Consider the following 25,977-nt stretch of genomic DNA (forward strand, 5'->3'; position numbering starts at 1 on the left):
TTTAACCTTCTCCAGAGTAGAAAAAGCGAGCGATGAAGACCTCTAGGGTATCTGAAACCGCGCTTCACGCGGCAAAAATGATGAAGGTCAGAAACTGAGCTCAACCCTTATTCTCCCAAAATGGGCATTATAGAGAGAAAAGCGAGAGCAGAACGCTCAGAGACTCTCAAGGTACTCGGCGTACGCCTTGGCGTCCATAAGCTCCTTGAGCTCCTCGTCGAGGTTGCTCGGCTTGAGCTTGGCTATCCAGTTCTCGTAGGGGTCCTCGTTGATGAGCTCCGGGCTGTCCTCCAAAGCCTCGTTGACCTCAGTGACCTCGCCGCTGACCGGGGCGTAGACCTCGGAAACGGCCTTGACGCTCTCCAGCTCACAGAGAACGTCGCCCTTGTTGACCTCCTTACCAACCTCAGGAAGCTCGACGTAGGCCAAATCGCCGAGCTCCTTCTGGGCGTAGTCGCTTATTCCGACGAGAACGGTTCCGTCCTCAAGAACCTGGGCCCACTCGTGGTCCTTCGTGTAGTAAAGGCCTTCCTTGACCTTGTATTCCCCAACCTCAATCATGAGCATCACCATTTTCCTCTAGAACCGCCTGAGATTTAAACCTTTCCATAACGAGCCCTCCACGGTGGGGTTCCGAGAGAGCTACGCAAAAACCTTCGATTTTTCAGACATTATCCGAACGGATTTCACATTTTCGGGCAATATCTTTGCGTCTACAAAATCGTTATAACCCTCCGCGCCCTAAACTACCACATGAGCCGCGTTCCCTTCTATCTGAAGGAAAGGCTTGAGACCCTCCGGGAGAGGGTCCTCCACGAGGAATTCGAGGCCTCGAAGCTCCCCTCCTGGGAGAGGGTGGTTCTGACGTGGGCAGTCCTGATGGCATTCTGGGTGGTCGTTTCTGGAAGCTTCAGGGCGAGGGACTTGGCCCTGGGCGCGGCCGTTACGCTGATAATAGCGGCTTTCATGCGCGACCTCCTAACCGAGGACATAAGGAAGAGTGGCCACATAGTCGAGAAACTCCTCTACTTCGCCTTCATATACCTCCCGCAGTACCTCGTGATAATGGCCTTCCGCCTGCTGGAGAGCAACCTGAAGGTTGCGAAGAACGTGATTTTCATGGACATCAACCCCGGAATAGTCAAGATAAAGACCGACCTTCACTCGGATACGGGCGTGACGATACTCGCCAACTCAATAACCCTGACTCCGGGCACGTTAACCCTTGACGTCAACAAAAAGCTCGGCGAGACCTATCTCTACGTCCACTGGATAGATTTGGAGACACTCAACCGCGAGAAGGCTGGAGAAAAGATAAAGGGGGACATCGAGGAATGGCTCAAGAAGGTCTTCTGGTGAGTGCCTTCTACGTCCTCGTCTTCACGGCCATGCTGATAACCTACCGCGTGGTCAAAGGACCGACCCTGCCCGACAGGATAGTGGGTCTGAACACGATAACGACGAAGGTTGTCGTCATAATCGCGGTAGTCTCGGTCATCAGGGGCGAGTACTACCTTGTGGATCTCGCGATAGTCCTGCTGATGGTGAACGCCGTCGGAGGCCTGATTTTGGCCAAATACATGGAGAGGAGGAGCCATGATTGAGACAATCCTCATGCTGTTTGGAGATGCAGTCATGGTCTTCGGGGCGCTCGGCATTCTCCGCTTCCCCGACGTTTATACGAGGCTCCACGCGGCAACGAAGTGCGACACCGGCGGGGCAATGAGTATAATCCTGGCCCTGATCCTGATAATGGACGCCCCAGCGGTTGTGAGGGCCAAGTTCCTGGTATTGGCCTTCCTGATAGCTATGATAAACCCCATGGTGAGCCATGCCATAGCCCGCGGAGCCTACAAGTACGGGGTGAAGCCGAAGGTAGTGGTGGATATGTATGCTTGGGACAATCCTTGACGTGGTCTTCGTAGCGATGATACTGCTGGCCATAGCAGTCGTTGAAGAGAAGAACCTGGTTAGTGCGGTCGTTAAATACTCCCTCCTCAGTCTGCTATTCGTCCTGGCCCTGTTCGAGCTTAAGGCACCGGACGTTGCCCTCTCGGCGATAGTCGTCGGCGCGATAGTGATAGGCGTCTTCCTCTTCACGATAGAGGAGGTGACGAAGTGAGGAAGGCCGCCCTGGTCCTAACTCTGGCCCTTGGGGCGTTCCTGCTTGGCCTGAACTACTCTCCGTCCTACGGCGGGAGCTACGCCTACTACGTCACCAACTGGGGCGAGATTGGAATACCCAACCTGGTTTCGGCTATTCTGGCCGGCTGGAGGGCCTACGACAGCCTCGGCGAGGCGAGTTTACTGTTTACGGCAGTCATTGGCTTCTACCTGCTCCTCGGGGGGAAGAAGAAGTGAAGATGAGCACCGTCGTGAGGAGCACCACCAAGATGATAAGCCCGTTCCTGGTCACCTACGCAGCGTACATCATGCTCTACGGCCATCTAAGCCCGGGGGGCGGCTTCCAGGGAGGGGTGATTCTCGCGGTCGCGGTCATACTCCTCATAACCTCGCACGGCTACAAAAAGGTTCGGAAGAGGTTCAAGTTCAACTGGGCGAGCCTGATAGAGAGCTCCGCCGGAGCGATGCTCGTTCTGCTGGGAATCGCCGGGATAGCCTTTGGGGCGTTCTACTCCAATTTCCTCCCGACGGAGGGCGGAGTAATAGTGCCGTTCAACGTCATCGTTGGCCTTGAGGTCGGCGCCGCCTTCACCTTCGTCTTCTACATACTGCTGAGGTGGGTTGAAAGTGATTAGCCCGGAGCAGGCGGGAGTTATCATAATGCTGGTAGGGATATACGGCCTGATGGCCAAGAGGGAGCCGATAAAGCTAGTACTTTCCATAAACGTGGTTTCTCTGGGCTTAGTGCTCTTCTTCATCGGCTTAGCGTACTCCCCCGGAAAGGACGTCCCCATAATGCCGACGGATCCGGTTGACCCGCTTCCTGCAACGCTGATGCTGACGACGCTCGTCGTTGACATCGCCATAACTTCGCTCGCTTTGGCCATAATAATCCGCATGCGGAGGGACGGCTCATGATTCCCCTGATGGTGGCCTTCCCGCTCCTGTTTGGGTTCATAATCGTCATCCTGGACACCCTGCGGGCGAAGAAGATTCTAATAAAGGCATCCTTCATCCTCGGCGCCGTTCTCCCGGCCGGGATTTTTCTCGTGGGAAATGGAAGGGAAATCGTGGGGGGTTGGAGCAGGGTGGCAGGGATAGAGGTAGGAATCGGTGAAATCAACGCCCCGTTCATCGCGGGCGAGCTGATGCTCTTCACCGTCGTTGCCTTCTATTCCCTCTCATACTTCGATTTCAGGGACAAAAAGACCGCCAAAGCCCTTGTCCTATTTCTCCTGATGCACGCGGGTTTGCTGGGGGCGTTTTTGGCGAGGGATTTCTTCAACTTCTACATCTACATGGAGATTGCCTCGGTTTCGGCCTTCGCCCTGGTTGCCTTCTCCGAGGAGCCCGGCTCGAAAAAGGCGGCCTTTAAGTACCTCATCCTATCCCTCCTCGCTTCGTACCTCTTCATCTTCGCGATAGGCGTGATATACATGGAGACCGGCTACCTCAACGTCGAGCTCGTCGCTGAGAACGCCCTCCCGAGCAGGGAACTCAGCACCGCCCTCGGAGTGGCCTTTGCGTCACTCCTCCTGAAGGCTGGCATCTTCCCCCTCCACGGCTGGCTGCCCGATGCCCATTCGAAGGCCCCAACCCCAGTTAGTGCCCTCCTGAGCGGGCTCGTGGTCAAGGCGCCCGCTTACGGGATGATTCTTCTCTTCTCGGCTCTGCCCGTTGGTGAGAGCCTGAAAACCGCCGCCATGATGGTGGCGGTTGCTTCCATATTCTTTGGCATCGTCATGGCGCTCCTCCAGAAAGATGCGAAGAGGCTCTTGGCCTACCACACGGTCTCCCAGATGGGCTACGTGCTCCTTGGAATAGCCACCTTCAATTTCATCGGGGCCGCTTACTACGCCCTCGCCCATTCCCTCTTCAAGGGTGGCCTCTTCCTGAGCGTTGGGAGCCTTGGAACGAGGTCGAGGAAATTGGGTGAGTTCGGCTATAGGAACGCTCCACTCATGGCCTTCTCGGTGCTGATGCTCAGCCTCGCCATAGGAGGGGTTTCGCCCTTCATAGGTTCCTACGCCAAGGGATTGATATCATCGGGTCTCGAGGGCGGATTGAAGTGGACCGTTTTGGCCGGGACGATAGGAACGCTCGTTTCATTCACCAAGCTGAACTACCACCTCTCGAGGGGAGAAACGGAAGACCTCAGGCCCTCTTGGAAGCTCTCCTCACTGGTACTTGCTTTAACCACCCTAGGCGCCGGCCTCTACCTCGGTGCGGGGCTCAAGCCGACAGACGTCATCTACATCGCCGCCGCGGTGCTCACCTTCTTTGGGCTGAGGGCTCTGGGTGTCTTCGAGAGGGAAGTAGAGAGCGAAGCAAAGGACGTTGGAAGGGATGTAAACGTCCTGGCGGCGGTTTTTGTGACCTTCATGCTGGCGGTGCTCCTACTCCAGTGGCCTTAAGGCAATCTCCCTCACGACGTCCAGCGATTCAAGCTCCCCCCTTAGTTCCTCCAGTGTTCCACGCATCCCGCTCACGTCTATGACCGCGACGATTCCGGCCAGCCCGATGGAAGAGAGCTCCTCGGCCTCGCTGAAAAGTATGTTGGCCCCGTGCCTTCCGAAGAGTCCGCTTATCTTCGCCAAAACTCCGGGTCTGTCCTCGACGACGAGCTCAACCTCCACGAGCCTCTTTCCCGGGAGCGCTATCCGCTCCATGTGAACCTCGTTCAGGTCGGTGTCTATCTCGAGGAGAAAATACGCGCCCTCCACCATGCCGAGCTCGTAGGCGTAATCCCTGGGAAGCTCAACCTTGCCGTTCTCCCGTATACGAACTATCTCGTAGTGCCTCATGCTCAGAACTATCTCCCAACATCATAAAAGCCTTGTCGGGCGGAAGAATTATTAACCCGCCCGCCGTAGGAGGCCAACATGGAAATCATCGGGTACGTCTTCGTGATCATCGCATTCGCGAGGCTCCTTGCGGAAGGCTTTGAGAGACTGAACTATCCAGGATTTCTGGGCGAGATAACGGCGGGAATGATACTGAGCGCCGTTCTCCTGGACATGCCCAGGGACCAGATGCTCCTCATGGCCGAGCTCGGCCTTTTCTTCCTGATGATCTCGGCCGGCCTGGAGGTGACCCCCGAGGAGCTCCACTACGCCGGGAAAAAAACGCTGCCCCTCTACATAGCCACATACATCGTCATGCTGCTGGTCACGCTTCCATTCACCGGCTGGCAGCTTAACTCCGACGCCCTCATCGTGGCCGCGATAATCTCGACCGCCTCGGCGCCGATAGTCCTGAGGCTCAAGAGATTCTTCGGGGAGGACTTCATCCACGTTGCCCTATCCTACGCGGTCATAAGTGAGATAATGAGTCTGTTCATAGTCTACATGATGGTCAGGATACACGAGACGCCCGGCGACTACACCCCGGTCCTGGAGAGCGTACTGAAGGACGCACTCTTCATCGGCATCCTCATGTACGTCAACTACATCATAGGAATAAAGCACAAGGTGATGATAATACGCTTCCTCCGCAGGCTCAAGAGCGACGAGGCCGTTTTTGGCCTGTTCATGGTGCTCTCAACGTCACTGGCGTTTATCAGCGATGAGATAGGCCTCCACTTCAGCATAGGGGGCTTCATGGCAGGTTTAATGATGCACAGCGACCTGGTCGGAACGAAGCAGTACGACAGGCTCACGACCATAGTCAGCGGCGTTACGTACGGCATCTTCGCCCCGATATTCTTCGCCTGGCGCGGCCTCAACTTCGAGACCGAGCTGTCCTTCGTGGTGGTGGAGTTCTTCGTTCTGGTGTACGCCGTCAGGCTGGTGCTCTCGTCCATCATCGTCAGGCACAGGGACGTTCCAACGTCGGTCGTCAGGGGAGCGGGAATAGCAAGTTTCGGTGTTCTCGGCCTGCTCGTGGGAGAAATAGGTTTCGTCTCGGGCGTTTTAAGCCAGCACATGTACGCCATGGCCTCCCTCACCAGCGTCCTTGGAATCTTCACCTCGGCCACCCTGGGCAGGGCGGTCAACCATTACCAGTCAAAAGCCTCCAAGGCGGCCGCTTAAAGCGAACCGCGACATGTAAAGCGTTTTCAGGCAGCAATATGACCCACGAGAGTTTCTTTCCAATATAGCGAAACGTTTTTAAGTCTGCCCCAGACTAGCGAGTAGAGAAATCGTTGGTTTAGCTTATAATCGTCTAACTCGTGAGAAAAGAAAGGAGGAAGCTGAGATGAGCTGGACAACCCCAAAGAGGGCATTTATAGGCGCCGCCTCCGCGGAGGGAGGCACTAAGCTCAACGCGTTTGATAACGCTCTCCTCAAACTCGGCATAGGAAACGTCAACCTCGTCAAGCTGAGCAGCGTCATTCCGGCCCACATCGAGTGGATAGATGAGGTGCACGACGTCCCGATTGGAATGCTGCTGCCGACGGTCTACGCCCACATCGAGAGCGATGAGCCCGGAATGACCATCAGCGCTGCCCTGGGAATAGGCATCAGCGAGAACAACGAGGGCGGCCTCATCTACGAGTACGCCGGATACTGCACCAAGGAAGAGGCGGAGGAGATGGTCAGGAAGATGGTCGAGGAAGGCTTTGCCATGCGCGGATGGAAGCTGGCGGAGTTCAAGGTCGCCAGCGCAAGCATCACCGTTAAGGACAAGCCGGCTGCCGCCATAGCGGCCGTGGTGATGTTCCCGTACTGAGGGTGTGGTTTTTAAGCCCTTTCCCTTCTTCAGCTTTTAGAGGTGAGAGCTTATGGGATTCAACGAGAAGGAGAGAGCATTCATAGAGTGGTACCCTCGCGGTTACGGAGTCGGTTTTAAGGTGACCGACAGGCTCTTCGAAACCCAGACAAAGTATCAGAGGCTCGAGCTGTACGAGACGGAGGGCTTCGGCAAGCTCCTCGTCCTCGACGGCACGGTTCAGCTCGTCGAGGTCGGCGAGGAGAGCTACCACGAGCCGCTGGTTCATCCCGTCATGCTCGCCCACCCAAATCCGAGGAGGGTGCTCATCATCGGGGGCGGCGACGGCGGAACCCTCAGGGAGGTTCTGAGGCACGAAACCGTTGAGAAAGCCACGATGGTCGAGATAGACGAGATGGTGATAGAGGTATCGAAGATATACATGAACGTGGCGAGGGGTGCCTTCGAGGATCCCAGGGCGGAGGTAATGGTCGGCGACGGCGTGAGGTACCTCAGGGAGACCGACGAGCGCTTTGACGTCATCATAGTGGACTCAACCGACCCAGTCGGCCCGGCGAAGCTCCTCTTCAGCGAGGAGTTCTACCGCGACGCCTACGAGAAGCTGAACGATAAGGGACTTTACATCACCCAGGCCGGGAGCGTCTACCTCTTCACCAACGAGCTCCTCGACGCCTACAAGGCCATGAAGAACGTCTTTGACCGCGTTTACTACTTCAGCTTCCCGGTAATCGGCTACGCCTCGCCCTGGAGCTTCCTCGTTGGCGTTAAGGGCGACCTAGACTTCACCAAGGTGGACGTGGAGAGGGCGAAGAAACTCGACCTCTACTACTACGACCCGGAGAGGCACGAGACGCTCTTCCAGATGCCGAAATACGTCAGGGATCTCCTTGAGGGGAGGTAATCCCCAGTGTTTACCCTTCGATTCTCGTTTCTCCCTCTTTCTCCAGGGCCCTTAGGGTGGACTCAATGCGGCTAAACAGCTCTTGAAAAGCCTCTTTGGGAGCCTTAGCGTAGTAAACGTAGCCCAGCCAGCCCCTGTTCACGAGGGTTCTCTCAACCAGACCCAGCTCAAGGAGGTGTTTCAGCTTTTCCCTGACGATTCTCTCCGAGAGGCCGAGGGCTTTTGCAATCTGCCTCGGCGTCAGTGACTCCCGCTGGAGAAGGGAGTAGATTTTTATCTCGGACTCTCCAAGCTCAAAGACCCTAAGGGTTTTGGATAGGGTGCGGAGCACGTCTTCCATTCCAATCCCCTGAAGATTTTTCTTCATACCTGTTCATAGATTAGTGGAAAGGTTTATAACATTTTCTTCAAGAGGGTGAACGGTGGTAGCGATGACATCGATTTCAGCGGTTGTCAGGAACCTCCGGCCACTGGAGGGGAGGGTATACATAGCGCTTATTGGGTTCGCCCTTCTGATGAACTGGAGGAATACAGAAGTGTATGAGCTCGTTACGGCGTTCCTGGCGGGAGTTCTCTTCGTGTGGTACGCTTTTTCGATAAACAACTGCTTTGACGTGGACACAGATACCAAGAATCCAGCGAAGGTTAGAAAGAATCCCATAGCCTCTGGGGAACTGTCCTTAAAGGCCGGACTGTTGCTGTCGGCTCTGCTCGCAACGGCCGGAACTGGCCTGGCCCTCACAACAAACCTCAAAGCGTTTGCGGTTTATTTAACCATGATTCTCCTCGCCACGGCCTATTCAGCGCCGCCAAGGCTCAAGGCAAGGCCCATAGTGGACGTGCTGTCCCACGGCCTCTTCTTCGGAGGGCTGCCCTTCGTTTACGGGGCAATCGTCGATGGGAACCTGTCAGAAGTAGAGGTTCTCATGGCAATTGGGATAGCCATCTACTCCTTCGCCCTCGAGCTGAGGAACCACCTGGGGGACTACGAGAGCGACCTCATGGCGGGGCTGAAGACAACCCCGATAGCCATAGGAAAAGCAAGGAGCGAACTCCTTGTGGAGGTTTTCTCAATCCTGGCCATTGCAACGGTCCTCTACGCCCTCAGACCACATCTGATAGTTGCCTCATCCCTGATGGTGGCGGGGCGCGGGTTAGGTATGAATCCAAGGACTGTCTACCGCATCTTCGACGCGGCGATGGTCGGGGCCGTTTTAGCGGCAGGAGGGACAGTGTTATGAAGAAAAGAACCCTCCTTTCAATCCTCGCCTTCCTGTTTTCCGTAGGATACATAGTACGCACAATCGAAATGGGGGAGCTGAGAGAAGCCCTCTCCACGGCAGACCCGAGGTTTCTTCTCCTTGCCTTCGGGATGGCATTTTCAGCGATACTCGTTTCGACCCTAAGGTGGTACATCGTCCTCGGGAAGCTCCAGAAAACGAGCTTCAGGAAGACCCTCACCGCGATTCTGAGCGGTTTTTATATGATGGCCTTTCTCCCCCCGAGTGTAGGACACGCTGCCAAGGTGAAGCTCGTCGGAGGGGACTACTTCAAGGCCCTCTCGGCCCTCGCCTTCGGAATTTCCCTAGAGGTTCTAATCCTCGCCGGCATCTCCCTCCTCGTATTTGGCGCAACTACGTGGGGCCTCCTTCTGCTTGGGATTCTCTTCCTGGCCCTCTTCTACGATAAGGGTGCCTACACACTCCTCAGTAGAGGGATTGCCATAATCCGACCGCTCAGCCCCAAACTCGCCGAAAGGCTTGAAGACTATCTTGAGAGGACGTATTCAGGGTGGAAACGCTCCAGAAGGGACCCAACGACCTTTATGCTGTCCCTCCTCCTCTCGGTGCTCGCGGTGCTCCTGCAGGTGGCTGGTATAATCGCCGTTGGAAGGGCCTTCGGGCTCCCCGTTGAACCCCTTGATGCCTTCAAGGCCTTCATACTCAGCACGCTTTTTGCGAGCATAAGCGGTATTCCATCCGGCATAGGTGCGAACGAGCTCGGCATAACCCTCGCGCTGGGCTCATCGACAAAGAGCGCCGTGGTGGCGTTTACCTACAAGTTCGTCTACCAGTACGTATGGTCCTTTGTCGGGGCGGTTGAGTTTTACAGGGCCGTGGGGGGTAGGTCATGAGGATAGCCCTCGTAAGCGACTGGTACTACCCGAAGGTCGGTGGCGTTGCAAGCCATATGCACCACCTAGCTATGCACCTGAAAAAGAGAGGGCACGAGGTTGCAATCGTGACCAACAATCTCAAAACGGGAAAGGAGGAGGAGCTTGAAGAGCTGGGCATTGAACTGAGAAAAATTCCAGGAACAGTCAGCCCTATTCTCGGAATAAACCTGACGTATGGCCTTAAATCGAACAGAGAACTCGGGGAGTACCTGAAAGATTTTGACGTGGTTCATTCCCACCACGCATTCACGCCCCTCGCCCTCAAGGCGGTGAAGGCCGGCAGAAACCTCGGAAAGGCAACCATTCTGACGACGCACAGCATATCATTTTCCCATGAATCCCGACTCTGGGAGGCCCTTGGAATAACCATACCCCTGTTCAGCCACTACCTTCGCTACCCTCACCAGATAATAGCCGTCAGTAGGGCGGCGGAGGCGTTTATAAGGCACTTCACGGACGCTCCTGTAAGGGTCATCCCCAATGGAGTTGATGATGACGTTTTCAGGCCCCTCAGCGAGGGGGAGAAAGAGCGCCTTAAGGGGGAGCTCGGCATCGAGGGAGAGGTTGTCCTCTACGTGAGCAGGATGTCCCCAAGGAAGGGGCCTCACATTCTCCTCAACGCGTTTCAGAACCTTTCAAAGGAGATGGACGATGTTACCCTCGTCATGGCGGGTTCTGGAGAGATGCTCCCGTTCCTGAGGGCACAGGCGAAGTTTCTCGGGATAGAAGACAGGGTTCGCTTCCTAGGATACGTCGATGGGTCCCTCCTCCCCAGGCTCTTCGGAATGGCCGACGTCTTTGTCCTTCCCTCAACCACAGCGGAGGCCTTTGGAATAGTCATCCTTGAGGCTATGGCCGCAGGGGTCCCTGTGGTCGCCACGGACGTTGGGGGAATCCCTGAGATAATCAGGAACAGCAGGAGCGGGCTTCTGGTGCCCCCGGGCAATGAACTGGTACTAAAAGAAGCGGTTCAAAGGCTCCTACTGGACAAAGAGCTCGCTACAAACATGGGGAACAACGGCAGAAGTGCCGTCGAGAAGCACTACTCATGGAAAAAAGTCACCGAGGGAATAGAAAAGGCTTATGAGAACGTTATGCAAAGTGTTTAAGGGGAAGATTCATGCGGATCGAAGAGCTCACCTGGCCCGAGTTCGAGGAACTGAAAAAGCATGTTGATACGGTTATACTCCCCATAGGGAGCGTTGAAGCCCACGGAAGACACCTGCCTCTGGGAACCGACGTCTTCGCCCCGCTGGAGATAGGAAAGAGGGTTGAAGAGAGGCTCCATGGGCTGGGGGTGGAGGTTCTCATGGCCCCGCCCGTGTGGTACGGACACACTTTCGTTCTCGATGTGTACCCCGGAACGATAAACGTTGCTTCAGATGCCCTGAAGGCCTACGTACGCGAGATAATGCGCGAGTTCGCCGCTGAGGGCTTTCGGAGGATAGTCCTCCTCAACGGGCACGGCGGCAACCACTCGCCGCTGGTTCTGGCGGCGGAAGAGGTCGCGGAGGAGTTCCCGGAGGTCGAAATCTGGCTCATAAACTGGTGGATAGACTTCAGGGAGGACATCCTGAGCATATGCTCCAGCCAGGGGCATGCAGGCCAGGACGAAACGTCCGTGATGCTCGCCATAAGGCCCGAACTTGTGAAGATGGAGAACGCCCGTGGGGAGAGGAGGAGCTCAAGGGTAAGGGTAATCCGGAAGGACATCGGAAGGGAGCTGTTTCCGGACGGCGTGAACGACGACCCATCCCTCGCGACGGCCGAGAAGGGCGAGGCAATTTTGAGCGTTGTGAGCGAGAAGATAGCCCGTCTCATAGCGGGGGAGGGATGATGGGACGCGAAGAGGTTCTCGCGGAACTGGACAAGCGCATAAAGCGCCTTGAGGCCGAAGTTGAACTCGCGGAGGAGAGGCTACGCTACCTGGATGAGATAGGCGCCCCGTCGAGGTACAAAACTTTCCAGAGGAAGGACAACTCTGTCTACTACCTCCTCCTCATGGCCGTTTGGGTGCTCCTCGGCTTTCTCGCCCTGATGGCCATCAGCCACAGGCTTCCCTACGGCTTCAACTTCCCGCTGCTCCCCTACGTTCTCGTCGTGCTCGTCGTTGTGGTGCTTCCCCTGGCGTACTACTACCTGAGCCGGCGCGAGGAGCCGAAGACGCCGATGGACGAGCTCGAGGAGAGGGAAAGGCTCGCCAAACTCGTGCTCTCCTTATTCTACAGGCCGCTGAGGGAGGCCATTGAGAAGGACGACAGGAGGAAGATGGAGGGCCTGGCCGAGGATCTCCTGAACAACCCGATCCTGGCGGAGGCCATCGAGAGGACCAACGAGGGAGACCCAAAGGTCATGGCCTACGCACTGTACCTCTATGCCACATATCGCCCGGAGCTTGAGGACGAGGTGCGGGAGACCGTGAAGGTAGTCAACAACAAGCCCATCAAGGCGCTCCTCTCATCGCTGGTCGAGGGCTAAGGTTATAACCGATGGCGCCCTTCTCCCTCCGGTGAGAGGCTTGAGGCTGGAGGTTCTAAGCAAGGACGATATGAACGCCCTCTCGAGGGAGCTGAGCAGGGCGGGGATTATGAACAGGACCCGGGAAGAGGTGACCCCCGAGATTTCCCACTACGTGGTCGTGAAGGGCACCTACGCCGAGCTTGTGGAGAAGGCCGAGGGGATAGGACCCCTCCAGGAGAGTCTGGACGAACTTGAGTTCGCCTTCGAGGAGATAATATCCGACTGGGAAGTTGGAGCGGGGAAAGCCCTCGATGGCCTGTTCGACGAGTCCGACCTGGGCAGGCTACTCGTGCTCACGGCGCTGATAGAGAGCGGCGCCGTGGTTGAGGAGGACGGAAAACTGGTGCTCATGGAGAAGCCCGTTCTCGACGGCCTTAGGGTGGAGCTCCGCTTCCCGATAGACGAGATCGAGGAGTATCTTGAAGAGCTTGAGAAGCGCTTTGAGACGGGGATGATAACCGAGTACACGATGGAGAAGAGGTACTTCGTCGAGGTAATGGAGGTCGACAGGGAACTTGTCGAGGCGGCGCTTGAGATAGCGGAGGAGTACGCGACCGAGGAGAGCATAGTGGAGGCCATGTTCGACGGCATAGCCCGCTCGGTTCTGGCGGACGTAATCCTGGAGCTGGCGGAGAAGCACAGGAAGAAGAACGACCTCATAGACGCCCTTCTGGAGAGGGAGCCGATAGTCGTTGAGGGAGAGCGCGAGAGGCTCAACATATACTTCGACGAGGAAGCGATAGAGGACTTCCTCAAGGAGCTTCAAACGCTCGGCTACCTGAAGGTCAAGGGCAACCGGATATGGGTTTGATTTCCCTTTCCCGCTTTCCCCATCCGTAAAATTTTAAAAGGGCTTTTCTCACCTAACGCCGGAGGTGGTGGCAGTGGCGGAGCTGAGGGCGGTTATATTCTACGACCGCGACGGCACCCGCTACTACCGCTGCCCGCGCTGCGGAATGCTCTTCAGGAACTCCAAGGACTACACAAGGCACGTCAACAAGGCGCACGGCCATCTCTTCAAGAAGTGACCTCTCCTTTTTCTTCGGGATGAGGAGAACGGCCAGGCCTGAAAAAAGTGATGAGCGGTTTCGGGCTTGCCGACCGTCACTCCCTGAGGATTATCTCCTTCGTGAGCTTGACTATGAAGGTCTTTCCGACTTTCTCCCTTTCGACGAGCTGCTTCTTCTCAAGCTCCTGGATGATCCTGCTTATCGTCGGCCTAGAGTAGCCAGTGAGCTCCGGCAGTTCCTCCTGCTTGATGACGCCGCCCTTCTCCAGGATGGCCTTGACAACTATGCGCTCCTTTTCAGTCAGCACCTCGATGGGAACCCTGTTGGCGGCCCAGCGCTTCTTGGCGTAGTAGAGGGAAACCGGAATCGCAACGGCCAGCGAGAGTATCACCGCGGCTATTATCAGCACCCAGTTGGTTTCCTTTGGCTGCTCCGGGAGCCTTATCTCCAGGTTCTCCTTGACCCAGTAGGTCTGGTAGCCCATGGCCTCTATCTTGGTCTGGACGTCCTTTGACATGCCGGCACCCATCAGCTCCACGAGCTCGGGATTGAGCTTCTTTATCGCGTTGGCCGTCGAATCGGAGAGCGCATCCTCCTGGGTGAGGAGGAGGGGGTAGCCGTATATCATCGCCCACCTGGCAGCGGCCAGAGCCGAGCCGTAGTCGCTGGAGCTGGCTACGACGACTATGTCCGCTCCGTTCGGATAGAAGTGAAGCGCCAGCTTTGCGGCCGTTTCAGTTCTAACCGCGCCGCCTATTCTCTCGACGACGAAGCCCATGTTCAGCAGTTCGTCCTGGACTGTGTCGCTGACGGCCTGAGAGTCGCCTATTATGAGCACGTGGTTCCACCCGAACTGGGCGTAGCTCTGGAGCTGGGCTATCGTCCCCGGGTCGAGCTCCTTCGGGTTAACCGGAAGAATAGGAACGTCGAGCATCTTGGCGTAGGGAAGCGCGACGATGTAGTCAATCATATCGTCGTTCCTAACGATGATTAAATCGTACTTGGGCTTCTCCCCCTTCGCCCCCTGTGCGGAGGAGAGGGGGACGAGGAAGGACGAAAACACGAGCAGGATGAGCGCCAACGTCAAGGCCCTTTTAGCCATTCCATCACCTGAAAAAAGGGTAGGGAAAGCTCCTTAAAAGGTTTTTCAAAGCTCCAGGGTCTCCCCGGGTTTGAGGATTACCACCTCGGCCCTATCCCCGACCAGCCTCCTGAACTCCTCGGGGTCGGCTGAAATCGGGGGCCAGGTGTTGTAGTGCATCGGAACGACCTTTCTCGGCCTGAGGAACTCCACGGCCTTGGCGGCCTCGCGCGGTCCCATCGTGAAGTGACCGCCTATCGGCAGCAGGGCAACGTCTATCGGCCCGTAGAGCTCGGCGAAGAGCTCCATGTCTCTGAAGACGAAGGTGTCGCCGGCGTGGTATATCTTGACGCCGTCGAGCTCGATTATGTAGCCGCAGGCGCTTCCTATGCTGTACTTGCCGTCGCTGCTGGAGTGCCAGGCCGGAACCTGGACGATCTTGACCCCATCGACCTCCGTCGGACCGTAGTTCATGCCGATGGTCGTTATGCCGCTCTCGCTCTCAACGAGGTAGTTGGCTATGTCGTACATGGCAACTATCTTCGCCCCGGTTCTCCTGGCTATCGCGGCAGCGTCGCCCACGTGATCGCCGTGGGCGTGTGTAACGAGTATCAGGTCCGCCTCAACCTCCTCGGGCTTGGCAGCAGCCACTGGATTGCCTGTCAGGAAGGGGTCTATCAGAATCCTCTTGCTTCCCTCGATCAGAAAGGCAGCGTGGCCCAGAAACTTCACCCTCACCATGGTATCACCCCGACGGATATAATAACCTGAGCTAACTTAAGTCTTTCGGGTTCATGGAGGGCACAGTTATTGTCACCGAACGGTACAGGTACCCCCTCGGTAGTTCAAGTTACGAACGCATTGAAGTACGATATATCACGCAGTAACAGGAGTACAATGTAACAAAATGCACCGTTGCTGGACATAAAAAGGCAATTCTGTACAAAAAAGGGCAAGGTTTATAAACATGAACAATGTTGAATATGAGCGGTGATTCAATAGTGGAGGGCCAGACTCAAATACTGATCGTTCTGGTTCTGTACCTTTCGTTTTTGATAGGGTTCGGAGTTTATCAGGGAAGAAAGGCAAAGAGCGGCAAGGACTTCGCCATCGCAGGCAGGCAGCTTCCGGGCTGGATAGCGGCGCTCTCGGAGCGCGCCACCGGTGAGTCGGCGTGGGCACTCCTGGGCCTCCCCGGCTTCGCCTATGCCGCCGGTCTCTCGGCGATATGGGTCGCGGTTGGATGTGTGGCCGGTATCATCGTGGCGTGGACCGTCTTCGCTGGAAGGCTCAGGAGGGAGGCCGAGAAGTACGACGCTACCACATTCATCGACTACATCGCTAGGCGCCATTCCGACGCCGAGAAGTGGATAAGAATCCTCGGCAGCGTTACAGTGGTGTTCTTCTTTTTCTTCTACGTCGGTGCCCAGTTCCTCGGCGGCGGAAAGACGCTGAGCACTCTCTTCGGCGTTGATCCAAAGATTGGAATGCTGATAACCGCTGTGATAATCCTGCCCTACACCGTCCTCGGAGGCCTCAAGAGCGTCGCCTACACCGACACCGTCCAGGCGATAGTCATGATACTCACCCTCACCATAGCGCCAATAGTCGGTCTCGTCTACATCGCCAACCACCCGGATGTTTTCGCCCACTCGGTCTCCAGCGCCCTAGAGATGTCCGGGCCCGAGTACTCCACGATCCTCGGCGGCCTCGTTGGCGGCGCGGCGTTCGTCTTCGTCATAGCCGAGTTCTCCTGGTTCTTCGGCTACCTCGGTGGAATGCCCCAGCTCAGCATCAGGTTCATGGCGATCAAGGACGAGAAGAACGCTAAACTCGCCAGGAACGTCGGCGTCAGCTGGACCATACTGGCCTACATCGGTGCCCTCCTCATAGGATGGATTGGAATAGCCATCTTCGGCCCGACCGGCCTCGAGGACCAGGAGGCCGTTATGCCCTCGGTTATGCTGAAGCTGTTCCCGCCCTTCCTCGCGGCGATATTCATAACCGGTGCGATAGCGGCCATGCTCTCGACGGCTGATTCACTGCTCATACTCTCCGCCACCGAGCTCTCGGAAAACCTGCTCAAGCCCTTCGTCTACAAGGACGACTTCGACCCGAAGAGGAGCCTCAAGCTCTCGAGAATTACCACCGTCGCCCTGGGAGTCATAGCGCTCGTTACAGCCTACCTCGTCCCGTCAAAGCTCATCTACACCATCGTCGGCTACACCTGGGCAGGAATAGGCGACACCTTCTCCGTGATAGTCATAATGACGCTGTTCTGGAAGAGGTTCCACGGAAGGGCCGTCCCGCCGACCATCGTAACGGGACTGCTGTTCACCATCTTCTGGATCAGCTCGGGGCTTGAGAAGGTCGTCTCGGCAAGGCTCATGACCTTCATCGTGACCGCGGTGGTTGCGGTGATAGCGACCTACGCCCTGAAACCCAAGGAGGCAGCCGCCACCGCCTGAGTTTTGTTTTTTATCCATTGATGTCCTTTTTAGCCCATCAGGGCTTTACTTTTCCCCCTCCATGCTCATATTTGCCTCTCTGTCCTCTTTAGGAAAGCTTATATACAATTCCACCGATGCCGTAACGGTGAGCGACAAGTGACGTTTGATTACTTCTTCAAGCCAAAGGCTATAGCGGTTATTGGAGCATCCAACGACCCGCTCAAGCTTGGCTACGAGGTCTTCAAGAACCTTAAGGATTACAAGGACGGCAAGGTCTATCCCGTGAACGTCAAGGACGAGGTCGTTCAGGGCGTCAAGGCTTACAAGAACGTGAAGGACATCCCGGACGAGGTTGACCTGGCGGTAGTCGTCGTTCCGAAGCGATTCGTCAAGGGCACCATAGTGGACTGCGGTGAGAAGGGCGTCAAGGGGATAATCCTCATCACCGCCGGTTTCGGTGAGGTCGGTGAGGAGGGCAAGAGGGAGGAGCGCGAGCTCGTTGAGATAGCCCACAGGTACGGCATGCGCATAGTCGGCCCCAACTGCGTCGGTATAATGAACACCCACAACGCCATGAACGCCACCTTCGTGATGGACGCGAAGAGGGGCGACATAGCCTTCATAAGCCAGAGCGGCGCCCTCGGGGCGGGAATAATTTACAAGACCGTCAAGGAGGGAATAGGCTTCTCCAAGTTCGTCAGCATCGGCAACATGGCGGACGTTGACTTCTCCGAGTTTATGGAGTACCTCGCCGACACCGAGGAGGACAAGGCCATAGCGCTCTACATCGAGGGCCTGAAGAACGGAAGGGCCTTCATGGAGATAGCCAAGCGCGTTACCAAGAAGAAGCCCGTCATAGTTCTCAAGGCAGGAAAGAGCGAGAGCGGGGCTAGGGCGGCTTCAAGCCACACGGGTTCACTCGCAGGCTCGTACAAGATATACGAGGCTGCCTTCAAGCAGAGCGGAATAATCGTCGCGGACACGATAGACGACATGCTAAGCATGGCTCGCGCTTTCACCCAGCCGCTGCCGAAGGGAACCCGCGTCGCCATCATGACCAACGCCGGTGGACCTGGAGTCCTCACCGCGGACGAGATAGACAAGCGCGGGCTGAAGCTGGCCAACCTCGAGGAGGAGACCATCGAGGGACTTCGCTCGTTCCTCCCGCCGATGGCCGCTGTGAAGAACCCGGTCGATATGATCGCGAGCGCCAGGGGGGAGGACTACTACAAGACCGCAAAGCTTCTCCTCGAAGACCCCAACGTTGACATGCTCATCAGCATCTGTGTCGTTCCGACCTTCGCGGGTATGACGCCGACCGAGCACGCGGAAGGCGTCGTGAGAGCCGTCAAGGAGGTCAACAACGGCAAGCCGGTTCTCGGTCTGTTCATGGCAGGCTACGTGAGCGAGCCCGCGAAGGAGGTTCTCGAGAAGGCAGGCATTCCGAGCTACGAAAGGCCGGAGGATGCTGCTGCTGCAGCCTACGCCCTCGTGGAGTTTGCAAAGGCTAAGGGAGTTTTGAAGGAAGAGGAATGAGGTGATTTTGGATGGCGAAGGTTACCGACATTGTGTTGTGGGACAAACCCGGGGAGAAGGTCATACTCCTCGGCAACCAGGCCATAGCGAGGGGTGCCCTTGAGGCCAACATAGCGGTTTACGCGGCCTACCCGGGAACCCCCAGTTCAGAGCTTACCGATACGATGGCGATGGTGGCAAAGAAGGCGGGAGTCTACATGGAGTACTCCACCAACGAGAAGGTTGCCTTTGAAACTGCCCTTTCCGCTGCCTGGAGCGGCCTCAGGGCCATGACGGCCATGAAGCACGTTGGACTGAACGTCGCGGCCGACACCTTCATGAGCGCCGTTGGAATGGGCGTTGAGGGCGGATTCGTCATAATGGTCGCCGACGACCCGAGCATGTGGAGCAGCCAGAACGAGCAGGACACCAGGGTTTACGCGAAGTTCGCCAACGTCCCCGTTCTCGAGCCCAGCGACCCGATGGAAGCCAAGGAGATGACGAAGTACGCCTTTGAGCTGAGCGAGAAGTTCAAGCACTTCGTCATCCTGAGGACGACCACGAGAACGTCGCACGCCAGGGGAGACATAATCCTCGGGGAACTTCCAGAGGAGATAAAGCAGGCAAAGAGGAAGTTCGGAAACTTCAAGAAGGACCCGAGCAGGTTCGTCGACATACCCGCCAACTCGAGGCGCTTCCACCCGCAGATTCTTGAGAAGATAGAGAAGATCCGCGAGGAGCTCAGCGAGTGCCCGTTCAACTGGATAGAGGGCGACGAGAGCGCCAAGGTCGGTATCATCGCTCCGGGACTTGCCTACTCCTACGTGAAGGAGGCCCTCCACTGGCTCGGCGTCGAGAACGTGAAGGTTCTTAAGCTCGGAACCCCGTTCCCTGTCCCCTACGGCCTTCTTGAGAAGTTCCTCGACGGTCTCGAGAAGGTCCTCATCGTTGAGGAGCTCGAGCCCGTCGTCGAGGAGCAGGTCAAGACCTGGGCCTACGACAAGGGACTGAAGATCCCGATCCATGGAAAGGACCTCGTGCCGAGGGTTTACGAGATGACCACCAGGAGGGCCGTCGAGGCCGTAGCCAAGTTCCTCGGCCTTGAGACCCCGATAAACTTCGAGGAGCTCGACGAGAAGTACAAAAAGGTCCAGGCCATGGTTCCGCCGAGGCCGCCGAGCCTCTGTCCCGCCTGTCCGCACAGGAACACCTTCTACGCCATAAAGAAGGCCGCCACGCCGCGCGCCATATTCCCGAGCGATATAGGCTGTTACACCCTCGGTGTCCTCCCGCCGCTCAAGGCCGTTGACACGACCGTCGCGATGGGCGGTTCAATCGGTGTCGCCCACGGTCTGGACGTCGCTTTGAACGGCGTTCCCGGTGAGGAGCAGCGCAAGACCGGCAAGGAGAAGAAGGTCATCGTGGCAACGATAGGTGACTCGACGTTCTTCCACACCGGACTTCCGGCCCTTGCCAACGCGATCTACAACCGCTCCAACGTCCTCATAGTCGTCGTCGACAACCTCGTCACGGCAATGACCGGCGACCAGCCGAACCCGGGAACCGGTGATACACCACACGGGCCAGGCAAGCAGATAAAGATCGAGGAGGTCGCCAAGGCACTCGGCGCCGACTTCGTCGAGGTCGTCGACCCGTACGACATCAAGGCGACCGTCGAGACCATGAAGAGGGCCCTCCAGGTCGATGGAGTGAGCGTCGTCGTCACCAGGCGCGTCTGTGCCCTCCACAGGATAGGAGAGCTCAGGAAGGCCAGGATACAGTGGCCGCTCTACCAGGTCAACGAGGAGAAGTGTACCGGCTGTAAGATATGTATCAACGCCTACGGCTGTCCGGCAATCTACTGGGACGCCGAGACCGGAAAGGCCAAGATAGACGAGCTCATGTGCTGGGGCTGCGGCGGATGTGCGCAGATCTGTCCGTTCGACGCCTTTGAGAAGGTCAGGGAGGGAGAGATATGAAGGAGTACAACATCGTTATCACCGGAGTTGGCGGCCAGGGAATCCTCACCGCCGCCAACCTTCTCGGCTGGGCCGCCCTCCGCGCCGGCTACAAGGTCAGGATGGGAGAGGTCCACGGAATGAGCCAGCGCTTTGGTTCGGTCATCGCCTACGTCCGCTTTGGAGAGGAGGTCTACGGCGCGATGGTCCCCGAGGGGAAGGCCGACGTTATCCTCTCCTTCGAGCCGGTCGAGGCGCTCCGCTACATCAACTACCTCAAGAAGGGTGGCCTTGTCTTCACGAACGCCAGGCCGATACCGCCGGTCCAGGTTTCGATGGGCCTGGCCACCTATCCGAGCCTCGATGAGATAAAGAAGGTCGTCGAGGAGGACTTCCAGGCCAAGTTCATGGCCTTCGACGCCGAGGAGCTCGCGGTCAAGGCCGGCCACGTGATAACGACCAACGTCGTTCTCATAGGCGCGCTGACCCAGACGCCCGGCTTCCCGCTCTCCGCGGAGCACGTTAAGGAGGTCATCCGCGTCAGCGTTCCGCCGAAGGCCGTCGATGTGAACATGAAGGCCTTCGACCTCGGTGTCCAGGCCGCAAAAGAGATGCTGGGGCTCTGATGCCCCCCTTCAATTTCCACTTTTCTTCTGAAGCTTGACAAACCAACTTATCCCTGGTAAGCTACAGCTCCCACCATTCCCTCTGAATCTCCACCACGCGGTGAACTGTGGACAGGGCCTCATAGCTCGGTTCTATCGGCCCCCTCTCCGGTTCACCTTTCAGGTAGCCATCGATGAAAGCCGGGAGCCCCTTCATCAGTCCCACATTGTAGCCGCCCTCGAAGATAACCGCCAGGGAATAGCGCGAGAGCGTTGCACCGGCGTAGCGGAAGAACCTCTCCGTCAGCCTGAGGGTCGTCAGAAGTTCACCCTGGAAGCCGTCGAAGCCGGCGGAGACCACCACAACTTTCGGTTTCACCGCCTCCAGAACGGGCAGAACAACCTCCCTCCACGCCAGTAGATAATCGTCATCCATCGAGTAGTGCGGCATGGGGACGTTTATCTTGCTCCCCTCGGCGTCCCTTCCCCCCACGTCGTGTTCGTAGCCGCTCCAGGGATAGATGTCGCGCTCGTGGAGGTCGATGTGGATTACACCGTCATCGTTCCAGAATATCTCCTGAGTTCCGTTGCCGTGGTGGGCGTCGAAGTCTATGACCAAGGCCTTTCCATCGAGCTCTTTGAGGGTGTGAGCCGCGAAGGCGCTGTTGTTGAAGATGCAGAAACCGAGGGTTGAGGCGTTGAAAGCCCTTCCGGATCTGCCAGCATGGTGTCCGGGGGGCCTGACGAGGGCCAGGTACAGGCCTTTTTTCTTCACCGCGGACTTTACGGCATTCCTCGCTGCGCCAAGGGCTGTGAGGGCCGCTTCCCACGTGCCGGGGGATACGTAGGTGTCGGGGTCGAGGTATTCGAATGTGTTCGCCAGTTCCCTGACGCGCTCCACGTACTCTTCATCGTGTATCATAAGGACATCGGAGGGCGATACTGACTCCGGCTCCAGAATCAGCTCTTCATCCCACAGACCATTTTCCGAGAGGCCCCTTATGGCGTAGTCCAGCCTGGTTGGGTTCTCGGGGTGATAGCCCTCCGGCCTGTGCTCCCTGAAAAGGGGGGAGTAAAAGATTCTGAGGGGCAAGAGGGTTTCACCACTCTTCCTCTTCCTCGATGAGACCGTACTTCTCCAGCTCGCGGAGGAGCTTTCTAACGGCTTCCCAGGCGTCGTGCTCACTCTTCGCTCCGGAGCAGACGATCTTCCCGGACGAGAAGAGCAGTATCACAGCCCTCGGCTCCTTGACGCGGTAGATAACGCCGGGGAACTGCTCGGGTTCGTACTCACAGTTCGGCAGGCTCAGAGCGACTGCATCGAGGTTGAACTCCATGCCGATGTCTCCGCTGAAAACCATGTTCTGGATGTCTATCTGCGGGGCGCGGCCGAACTTGGCTCCTATCTTCTTGAGCATCTGGATGAGCTTGTTGACGGCGCGCTCTATGTCCTCGACGCTCTTTGCGCCAGTGACGACGAGCTTGCCGGAGCTGAATATAAGGAGCGCCACCTTGGGCTCCTCGAAACGGCATATTATCCCCGGGAACTCCTCGGGGTTGTACTTGGAGTTGGGACATATCTCTATGACTTTTTCAAGGTTCAGCTGCGTAAAAAGATCCACAGAAGCAACGATGTTTTCGATTCTGAGCTTTACATTGCTCATGTCAACCAAGGCTTACACCTCCAGATGGTGGGTTTAAAAACCCTTTATAAATGAGGCGGGTTGAGTTTTTAAAGGTTTAGGTTCGACGAAGATGATACTTGGGGTGAGAAGGCTTAAAAGGTGCCGGCACAAGGAGAGCACGGTGATGCGTATGAGAAACACGATGGTTTTAGTAAGGACCGACAACTTCCAGAAGGCCAGCATAGCCCTTGCCGACCTGGTGCGCTACGGCGGCATGGAGATACGCGGCGACCCAAGGATCATCCCCCCCGCCCTGTCCGACTGGGCCTTCGAGAAGATAAGCGGCGAGAAGCCGAGGAGGCGCTTCAGGGCGCACGTGATTGCCCAGATAAACCTTCCGCCGGCGAAGGCGATAGGAAGGCTCATGGACATCCACCCCCCGGCGCATATACTCGTGATACCCCCCGACAGCGAGGTCTGGGAGGAGCTGATTCGCCTCTGGGGCACCTTTGAGAAGCTCAAGGGATTCCACCCGCCGAAGAGAACCAAGGCGGAGGAACTCAGGAAGAAGAGAGAAGAGGAAGAACTGGAAGAGCTCTGACTCACTTCTTCTTCCGCTTCTTGATCTTGATGTTGGCTATGTCACCGAGCGTTGGCTCGTAGTCCTTGGGAATCGAGGCCTTCTTCTCGATCTCGGTCTCGGCACGCTCGATGAGGGTTATCTTGAAGTACTTCTCCAGCTTTCTTGCTTCCTTTATCGTCGGCTCGCGGTAGCCATGGGCTATGGCCCTCAGGTCGTTCATCGAAAGGCCTATCTCATGGGAAAGCTCCTCGTAGCTCTTCCCCGAGCGCTGTATAGCCCTGTAAACCCTCTCGGCGTAATCCTCAACTATCTCCTCGGTGTAGAGCGGCCTCTCGGTCCTGGGCTTGGATGATGGCCTCGGCCTGGCCGGCCGTGAATAGGTTCTCCTCGCCGGCTGCCTGCCGGTCGGCATGATGCTGAACGTTCCGGGCTTCTTTCCACCGTACTTCTCGTAACAGCGGTTGCAAACGAGAACCTCCGCCCCCTCAAGCCTTATCTTGTGGCCGGGTCCCCTTATTGGAGCACCGCATATCTCGCAGTATCTAGGCTTGGCTTTCCCCATCTCAACCACCTTCTTGCCACACTTAAGGCTCGGAGTCAGGCTTTTTAAACCCCACGATGAGCTTATATTGATGAGCGGGGTAAGGATAGAGAGGCTCCAACGGCTCGACCAAGAAACGTTGGAGAGGCTCATTGAAATCTACATGCGAGGCTACGAGGGAATGCGCGAGTACGGCGGGGAAGGGGAGAGCTACGCGAAGCGCTACCTTCGGTGGTGCTGGGACAAGGCGAAGGACGGCTTCTTCATCGCAAAGGTCGGCGACGAGATAGCGGGCTTCATAGTCTGCGACAACGACTGGTACAGCAAGTACGAGGGGAGAACGGTCGGGGCGATTCACGAGTTCGTGGTGGACAGGCGCTTCCAGGGACACGGCATAGGGCACTTGCTTATGGAGAAGTGCCTGGAGTACCTGGGGAAGCACAACGATAGGATAGAGCTCTGGGTGGGCGAGAGGAACGAGAAGGCCATCAAGTTCTACGAGGACTACGGCTTCAGGCGCGTCGGCCAGAGCGGGATATGGGTGCGCATGGTGAAAGACCTGCAAAAGGATGATAATAGAAAACCGCTGAGGGATGGTTGATGCCGTGCATAAAACCACCCCAGCCTGAGAGGGTGAAAGATTTGAAGGAAGAGAGCTTCATACGCGAAGGTAAGGGCAAGCTGAAGGTTGTTATAGAGAGCGAGGGGGAGAGGATCGAAACTACCATTAACGGCTCCCTGAAGAGCGTTGACGAGATGGCCGAGATGCTGGGCGTCGAGGTTAGGGACGGAAGGATAGACGCCGTCGTTGACGGGGTGAAAGTCAGGGCCAAACGCGGAAGGCTGGAGATGGAGTTCGAGAACGGGGACAGGATGAGGATCGAGAGAGCATGAGTCAGCCCGTTGAGATGAGGATTATCCCGACGCCCGTGAGGATTATGGCGTAGAGAAGTCTCCTGGTGAAGGGCTCCTTCAGGAAAAGCACGGCCAGGAGGGCAGCCAGAATCGGGCTGGACTCCGCCGCAGGAGTGGCAATGCTCGAACCAGCCTCTTTTATTGCCGTCGTGAAGAAGCAGTGACCAAGGAAGGTTCCCAGGAACGCAACGAGGAAGACCGTCGCCCAGTTCATGACCGCCATTCTCCTGACGTCCGGCAGTATCTTCGGCACGAAGATAAGGGCACCGAGGGCGCCGAAGCTTATCCTGAGGCCGGCTATGACGAGGGGGTTGTTGCCCGTGACGAGCCAGTCGGTCATGACGACCGCGGCGGCCCAGAGAACCTGCGCGCCGGCGCTGAAGAGGACTCCCCTGGGGTCAAGCCTCCCCTCCCTCGATTCGCCCATGAGTATCGTTACCGCAAGGATTATCAGGAAAGCCCCCACACCGATCTGGATGGTCAGAGGTCTTCCGAGGAAGATGTGAGCCAGAAGCATCGTGAGTATTGGATAGGGCGTCACGAGGAGGGCCGCCCTGGAGACGCCGAGTATTTTGATGGACTCAAAAAAGAGCCAGTCCCCTAGTGTGAAGCCGATCAGGGCCGAGGAGATGAGGATCAAAAAGCCCCGGGTTCCGAGGGGAGGAATGCCGTAGATGGCCAGAACCACGAGGTACAGAAGGGCGCCCATGAAGAGCCTCAGAACGTTGAGCGAGAGTGAACTGATGCCCCGCATGGAGACCCTGGCGAGCAGCGAGCCAACCGCCCACAGAAGGGCCGCGGAGAGTGCAAAGATCACGCCAAGGATGATGCTCATGGTGGGGGATGGGGCGCCGGGGCTAATAAGGGTAACGATTGAAAAAGAACAGAAAAAAGACCTCACTTCAGCGGAGGCCTGAACTTGTAGCCGTAGAGGATTATTCCGTCCTCCTCGAACTCCCTTATCTTCTTGGTGACGACCTCGACCTCCATGCCGAAGTCTATCTCCTCCGGGTCGACGTCCGTCAGCTGGGCGAGGACGACGGGCCCCTCTTCGAGCTCCACGAGCGCCAGCGGGAAGGGCTTGTAGTACTCGAAGCCGCTGGGCGGGTTCCTGACGATGGTCCAGCTGAGGACCTTGCCCTTGCCGCTCAGCTCGATTTCCTCGATCTTCCTCGAGCCGCAGACCGGGCAGACGGACCTCTTCGGGAAGTGCACGTGGCCGTTCTCGCACTTTCCGCCTATGAGCATGTACTTCTCACGGAAGTGCCTCCAGTAGCGGGAAACCTGCATCGGGCGCGCCAT

Annotated in this window: 35 protein-coding genes; 25 read left to right on the forward strand and 10 right to left on the reverse strand. The window is 57.0% G+C overall.

From position 1 onward, the window contains the following. Positions 1–156: 156 nt before the first annotated feature. Positions 157–561 carry a glycine cleavage system protein GcvH gene (gene gcvH / locus A3L10_RS06495; RefSeq protein ID WP_088866874.1) on the reverse strand — a complete coding sequence of 135 codons (405 nt, stop codon included), beginning with the start codon at positions 559–561 and terminating at the stop codon, positions 157–159. Positions 562–753: 192 nt separating this feature from the next. On the opposite strand from gcvH, the gene A3L10_RS06500 reads away from it, so the two are divergent. The 8 genes from A3L10_RS06500 to A3L10_RS06535 are packed head-to-tail and all read left to right on the forward strand — an operon-like array spanning position 754 to position 4,538. After that, complete coding sequence (locus A3L10_RS06500) at positions 754–1,359, forward strand: monovalent cation/H+ antiporter subunit E (RefSeq protein ID WP_088180943.1); 606 nt, start codon at positions 754–756, stop codon at positions 1,357–1,359. Continuing rightward, positions 1,335–1,604: a monovalent cation/H+ antiporter complex subunit F gene (locus A3L10_RS06505; protein WP_088866875.1), complete on the forward strand. Its 270-nt coding sequence runs from the start codon at positions 1,335–1,337 to the stop codon at positions 1,602–1,604. The genes A3L10_RS06500 and A3L10_RS06505 overlap by 25 nt, the downstream gene beginning before the upstream one ends. After that, entirely contained in the window at positions 1,597–1,911 is a 315-nt protein-coding gene (mnhG, locus tag A3L10_RS06510; protein WP_088866876.1) for a monovalent cation/H(+) antiporter subunit G, read from the forward strand. Before A3L10_RS06505 ends, mnhG begins: the two co-directional genes overlap by 8 nt. Continuing rightward, positions 1,892–2,122: a hydrogenase subunit MbhD domain-containing protein gene (locus A3L10_RS06515; RefSeq protein WP_088866877.1), complete on the forward strand. Its 231-nt coding sequence runs from the start codon at positions 1,892–1,894 to the stop codon at positions 2,120–2,122. Before mnhG ends, A3L10_RS06515 begins: the two co-directional genes overlap by 20 nt. Continuing rightward, complete coding sequence (locus A3L10_RS06520) at positions 2,119–2,361, forward strand: hypothetical protein (RefSeq protein WP_088866878.1); 243 nt, start codon at positions 2,119–2,121, stop codon at positions 2,359–2,361. The genes A3L10_RS06515 and A3L10_RS06520 overlap by 4 nt, the downstream gene beginning before the upstream one ends. Beyond that, entirely contained in the window at positions 2,358–2,759 is a 402-nt protein-coding gene (locus A3L10_RS06525) for a Na(+)/H(+) antiporter subunit B (RefSeq protein ID WP_088866879.1), read from the forward strand. The genes A3L10_RS06520 and A3L10_RS06525 overlap by 4 nt, the downstream gene beginning before the upstream one ends. Further along, positions 2,752–3,042: a cation:proton antiporter subunit C gene (locus A3L10_RS06530; RefSeq protein WP_088866880.1), complete on the forward strand. Its 291-nt coding sequence runs from the start codon at positions 2,752–2,754 to the stop codon at positions 3,040–3,042. The genes A3L10_RS06525 and A3L10_RS06530 overlap by 8 nt, the downstream gene beginning before the upstream one ends. Next, positions 3,039–4,538 carry a proton-conducting transporter transmembrane domain-containing protein gene (locus A3L10_RS06535; protein WP_088866881.1) on the forward strand — a complete coding sequence of 500 codons (1,500 nt, stop codon included), beginning with the start codon at positions 3,039–3,041 and terminating at the stop codon, positions 4,536–4,538. Before A3L10_RS06530 ends, A3L10_RS06535 begins: the two co-directional genes overlap by 4 nt. Here the strand turns inward: A3L10_RS06535 and A3L10_RS06540 are convergent. After that, on the reverse strand, positions 4,521–4,928 hold the full coding sequence (locus tag A3L10_RS06540) for an ACT domain-containing protein (protein ID WP_088866882.1): 408 nt from the start codon (positions 4,926–4,928) through the stop codon (positions 4,521–4,523). The genes A3L10_RS06535 and A3L10_RS06540 overlap by 18 nt on opposite strands. 78 nt (positions 4,929–5,006) lie before the next feature. Here A3L10_RS06540 and A3L10_RS06545 point away from each other — a divergent pair, with 78 nt between their 5' ends. The 3 genes from A3L10_RS06545 (at position 5,007) to speE (ending at position 7,696) form a co-directional block, all read left to right on the forward strand. Next, a complete protein-coding gene (locus tag A3L10_RS06545; protein ID WP_088866883.1) occupies positions 5,007–6,155 on the forward strand; it encodes a cation:proton antiporter in 1,149 nt (382 codons plus the stop codon). A 166-nt stretch (positions 6,156–6,321) separates the two neighbouring features. After that, the gene (locus A3L10_RS06550; protein ID WP_088866884.1) at positions 6,322–6,795 is read left to right on the forward strand and encodes a pyruvoyl-dependent arginine decarboxylase; all 474 of its coding nucleotides are present in this window, start codon (positions 6,322–6,324) and stop codon (positions 6,793–6,795) included. Between the two features lie 52 nt (positions 6,796–6,847). Continuing rightward, positions 6,848–7,696: a polyamine aminopropyltransferase gene (gene speE / locus A3L10_RS06555; RefSeq protein WP_088866885.1), complete on the forward strand. Its 849-nt coding sequence runs from the start codon at positions 6,848–6,850 to the stop codon at positions 7,694–7,696. Positions 7,697–7,706: 10 nt separating this feature from the next. Here speE and A3L10_RS06560 read toward each other — a convergent pair whose 3' ends face one another. Beyond that, positions 7,707–8,036, reverse strand: coding sequence for a helix-turn-helix domain-containing protein (locus A3L10_RS06560; RefSeq protein ID WP_088866886.1), 330 nt, complete (start codon positions 8,034–8,036; stop codon positions 7,707–7,709). A 91-nt stretch (positions 8,037–8,127) separates the two neighbouring features. On the opposite strand from A3L10_RS06560, the gene A3L10_RS06565 reads away from it, so the two are divergent. The 7 genes from A3L10_RS06565 to A3L10_RS06595 all read left to right on the forward strand — a co-directional run bounded on the left by A3L10_RS06565 (position 8,128) and on the right by A3L10_RS06595 (position 13,420). Beyond that, positions 8,128–8,937: a UbiA prenyltransferase family protein gene (locus tag A3L10_RS06565; protein ID WP_088866887.1), complete on the forward strand. Its 810-nt coding sequence runs from the start codon at positions 8,128–8,130 to the stop codon at positions 8,935–8,937. Continuing rightward, positions 8,934–9,830: a lysylphosphatidylglycerol synthase transmembrane domain-containing protein gene (locus tag A3L10_RS06570; protein ID WP_088866888.1), complete on the forward strand. Its 897-nt coding sequence runs from the start codon at positions 8,934–8,936 to the stop codon at positions 9,828–9,830. Before A3L10_RS06565 ends, A3L10_RS06570 begins: the two co-directional genes overlap by 4 nt. Then, complete coding sequence (locus A3L10_RS06575) at positions 9,827–10,981, forward strand: glycosyltransferase family 4 protein (protein ID WP_088866889.1); 1,155 nt, start codon at positions 9,827–9,829, stop codon at positions 10,979–10,981. The genes A3L10_RS06570 and A3L10_RS06575 overlap by 4 nt, the downstream gene beginning before the upstream one ends. An 11-nt stretch (positions 10,982–10,992) precedes the next feature. Further along, on the forward strand, positions 10,993–11,709 hold the full coding sequence (locus tag A3L10_RS06580; RefSeq protein ID WP_088866890.1) for a creatininase family protein: 717 nt from the start codon (positions 10,993–10,995) through the stop codon (positions 11,707–11,709). Then, entirely contained in the window at positions 11,709–12,350 is a 642-nt protein-coding gene (locus tag A3L10_RS06585; RefSeq protein ID WP_088866891.1) for a hypothetical protein, read from the forward strand. Before A3L10_RS06580 ends, A3L10_RS06585 begins: the two co-directional genes overlap by 1 nt. A 40-nt stretch (positions 12,351–12,390) precedes the next feature. Next, the gene (locus tag A3L10_RS06590) at positions 12,391–13,203 is read left to right on the forward strand and encodes a hypothetical protein (protein ID WP_088866892.1); all 813 of its coding nucleotides are present in this window, start codon (positions 12,391–12,393) and stop codon (positions 13,201–13,203) included. A 67-nt stretch (positions 13,204–13,270) separates the two neighbouring features. Continuing rightward, positions 13,271–13,420 carry a DUF7128 family protein gene (locus A3L10_RS06595; protein WP_232460955.1) on the forward strand — a complete coding sequence of 50 codons (150 nt, stop codon included), beginning with the start codon at positions 13,271–13,273 and terminating at the stop codon, positions 13,418–13,420. Positions 13,421–13,496: 76 nt separating this feature from the next. On the opposite strand, the gene A3L10_RS06600 is transcribed toward A3L10_RS06595, so the two are convergent. After that, complete coding sequence (locus A3L10_RS06600; RefSeq protein ID WP_088866894.1) at positions 13,497–14,504, reverse strand: cell wall-binding repeat-containing protein; 1,008 nt, start codon at positions 14,502–14,504, stop codon at positions 13,497–13,499. A gap of 45 nt (positions 14,505–14,549) precedes the next feature. Next, positions 14,550–15,224, reverse strand: coding sequence for a metal-dependent hydrolase (locus A3L10_RS06605; protein WP_088866895.1), 675 nt, complete (start codon positions 15,222–15,224; stop codon positions 14,550–14,552). A 242-nt stretch (positions 15,225–15,466) separates the two neighbouring features. Here A3L10_RS06605 and A3L10_RS06610 point away from each other — a divergent pair, with 242 nt between their 5' ends. The 4 genes from A3L10_RS06610 to A3L10_RS06625 all read left to right on the forward strand — a co-directional run bounded on the left by A3L10_RS06610 (position 15,467) and on the right by A3L10_RS06625 (position 21,032). After that, positions 15,467–16,951: a sodium/proline symporter gene (locus tag A3L10_RS06610; protein ID WP_232460956.1), complete on the forward strand. Its 1,485-nt coding sequence runs from the start codon at positions 15,467–15,469 to the stop codon at positions 16,949–16,951. 138 nt (positions 16,952–17,089) lie between these two features. Beyond that, entirely contained in the window at positions 17,090–18,469 is a 1,380-nt protein-coding gene (locus A3L10_RS06615) for an acetate--CoA ligase family protein (protein WP_088866897.1), read from the forward strand. Between the two features lie 11 nt (positions 18,470–18,480). Next, the gene (gene iorA / locus A3L10_RS06620) at positions 18,481–20,427 is read left to right on the forward strand and encodes an indolepyruvate ferredoxin oxidoreductase subunit alpha (protein ID WP_088866898.1); all 1,947 of its coding nucleotides are present in this window, start codon (positions 18,481–18,483) and stop codon (positions 20,425–20,427) included. Next, positions 20,424–21,032 (forward strand): indolepyruvate oxidoreductase subunit beta, encoded by a 609-nt coding sequence (locus A3L10_RS06625; protein ID WP_088866899.1) that lies wholly within the window; start codon positions 20,424–20,426, stop codon positions 21,030–21,032. Before iorA ends, A3L10_RS06625 begins: the two co-directional genes overlap by 4 nt. A 61-nt stretch (positions 21,033–21,093) precedes the next feature. On the opposite strand, the gene A3L10_RS06630 is transcribed toward A3L10_RS06625, so the two are convergent. Together A3L10_RS06630 and A3L10_RS06635 are read right to left on the reverse strand one after the other, a co-directional pair. Then, positions 21,094–22,104 carry a histone deacetylase family protein gene (locus A3L10_RS06630; RefSeq protein WP_088866900.1) on the reverse strand — a complete coding sequence of 337 codons (1,011 nt, stop codon included), beginning with the start codon at positions 22,102–22,104 and terminating at the stop codon, positions 21,094–21,096. A 7-nt stretch (positions 22,105–22,111) separates the two neighbouring features. Further along, positions 22,112–22,684, reverse strand: coding sequence for a TATA-box-binding protein (locus tag A3L10_RS06635; RefSeq protein WP_048152114.1), 573 nt, complete (start codon positions 22,682–22,684; stop codon positions 22,112–22,114). A gap of 142 nt (positions 22,685–22,826) precedes the next feature. Between A3L10_RS06635 and A3L10_RS06640 the strand changes: the two genes are divergently transcribed. Next, positions 22,827–23,237, forward strand: coding sequence for a DUF356 domain-containing protein (locus A3L10_RS06640; RefSeq protein ID WP_088866901.1), 411 nt, complete (start codon positions 22,827–22,829; stop codon positions 23,235–23,237). 1 nt (position 23,238) lies between these two features. On the opposite strand, the gene A3L10_RS06645 is transcribed toward A3L10_RS06640, so the two are convergent. Further along, positions 23,239–23,781 carry a multiprotein bridging factor aMBF1 gene (locus tag A3L10_RS06645; protein WP_088866902.1) on the reverse strand — a complete coding sequence of 181 codons (543 nt, stop codon included), beginning with the start codon at positions 23,779–23,781 and terminating at the stop codon, positions 23,239–23,241. Positions 23,782–23,851: 70 nt separating this feature from the next. Between A3L10_RS06645 and A3L10_RS06650 the strand changes: the two genes are divergently transcribed. Beyond that, on the forward strand, positions 23,852–24,361 hold the full coding sequence (locus tag A3L10_RS06650; RefSeq protein ID WP_088866903.1) for a GNAT family N-acetyltransferase: 510 nt from the start codon (positions 23,852–23,854) through the stop codon (positions 24,359–24,361). Positions 24,362–24,393: 32 nt separating this feature from the next. Then, positions 24,394–24,654 carry a hypothetical protein gene (locus A3L10_RS06655; protein ID WP_335755149.1) on the forward strand — a complete coding sequence of 87 codons (261 nt, stop codon included), beginning with the start codon at positions 24,394–24,396 and terminating at the stop codon, positions 24,652–24,654. Position 24,655: 1 nt separating this feature from the next. Here the strand turns inward: A3L10_RS06655 and A3L10_RS06660 are convergent, their stop codons facing one another. Both A3L10_RS06660 and A3L10_RS06665 read right to left on the reverse strand, forming a co-directional pair. After that, a complete protein-coding gene (locus A3L10_RS06660; protein WP_088866905.1) occupies positions 24,656–25,510 on the reverse strand; it encodes a DMT family transporter in 855 nt (284 codons plus the stop codon). A 62-nt stretch (positions 25,511–25,572) separates the two neighbouring features. Beyond that, positions 25,573–25,977, reverse strand: a complete 405-nt coding sequence (locus tag A3L10_RS06665; RefSeq protein WP_088866906.1) for a Zn-ribbon domain-containing OB-fold protein — start codon at positions 25,975–25,977, stop codon at positions 25,573–25,575.

It is taken from the genome of Thermococcus radiotolerans (assembly GCF_002214565.1).
In the GTDB taxonomy this organism is placed as follows: Archaea; Methanobacteriota_B; Thermococci; order Thermococcales; family Thermococcaceae; genus Thermococcus; species Thermococcus radiotolerans.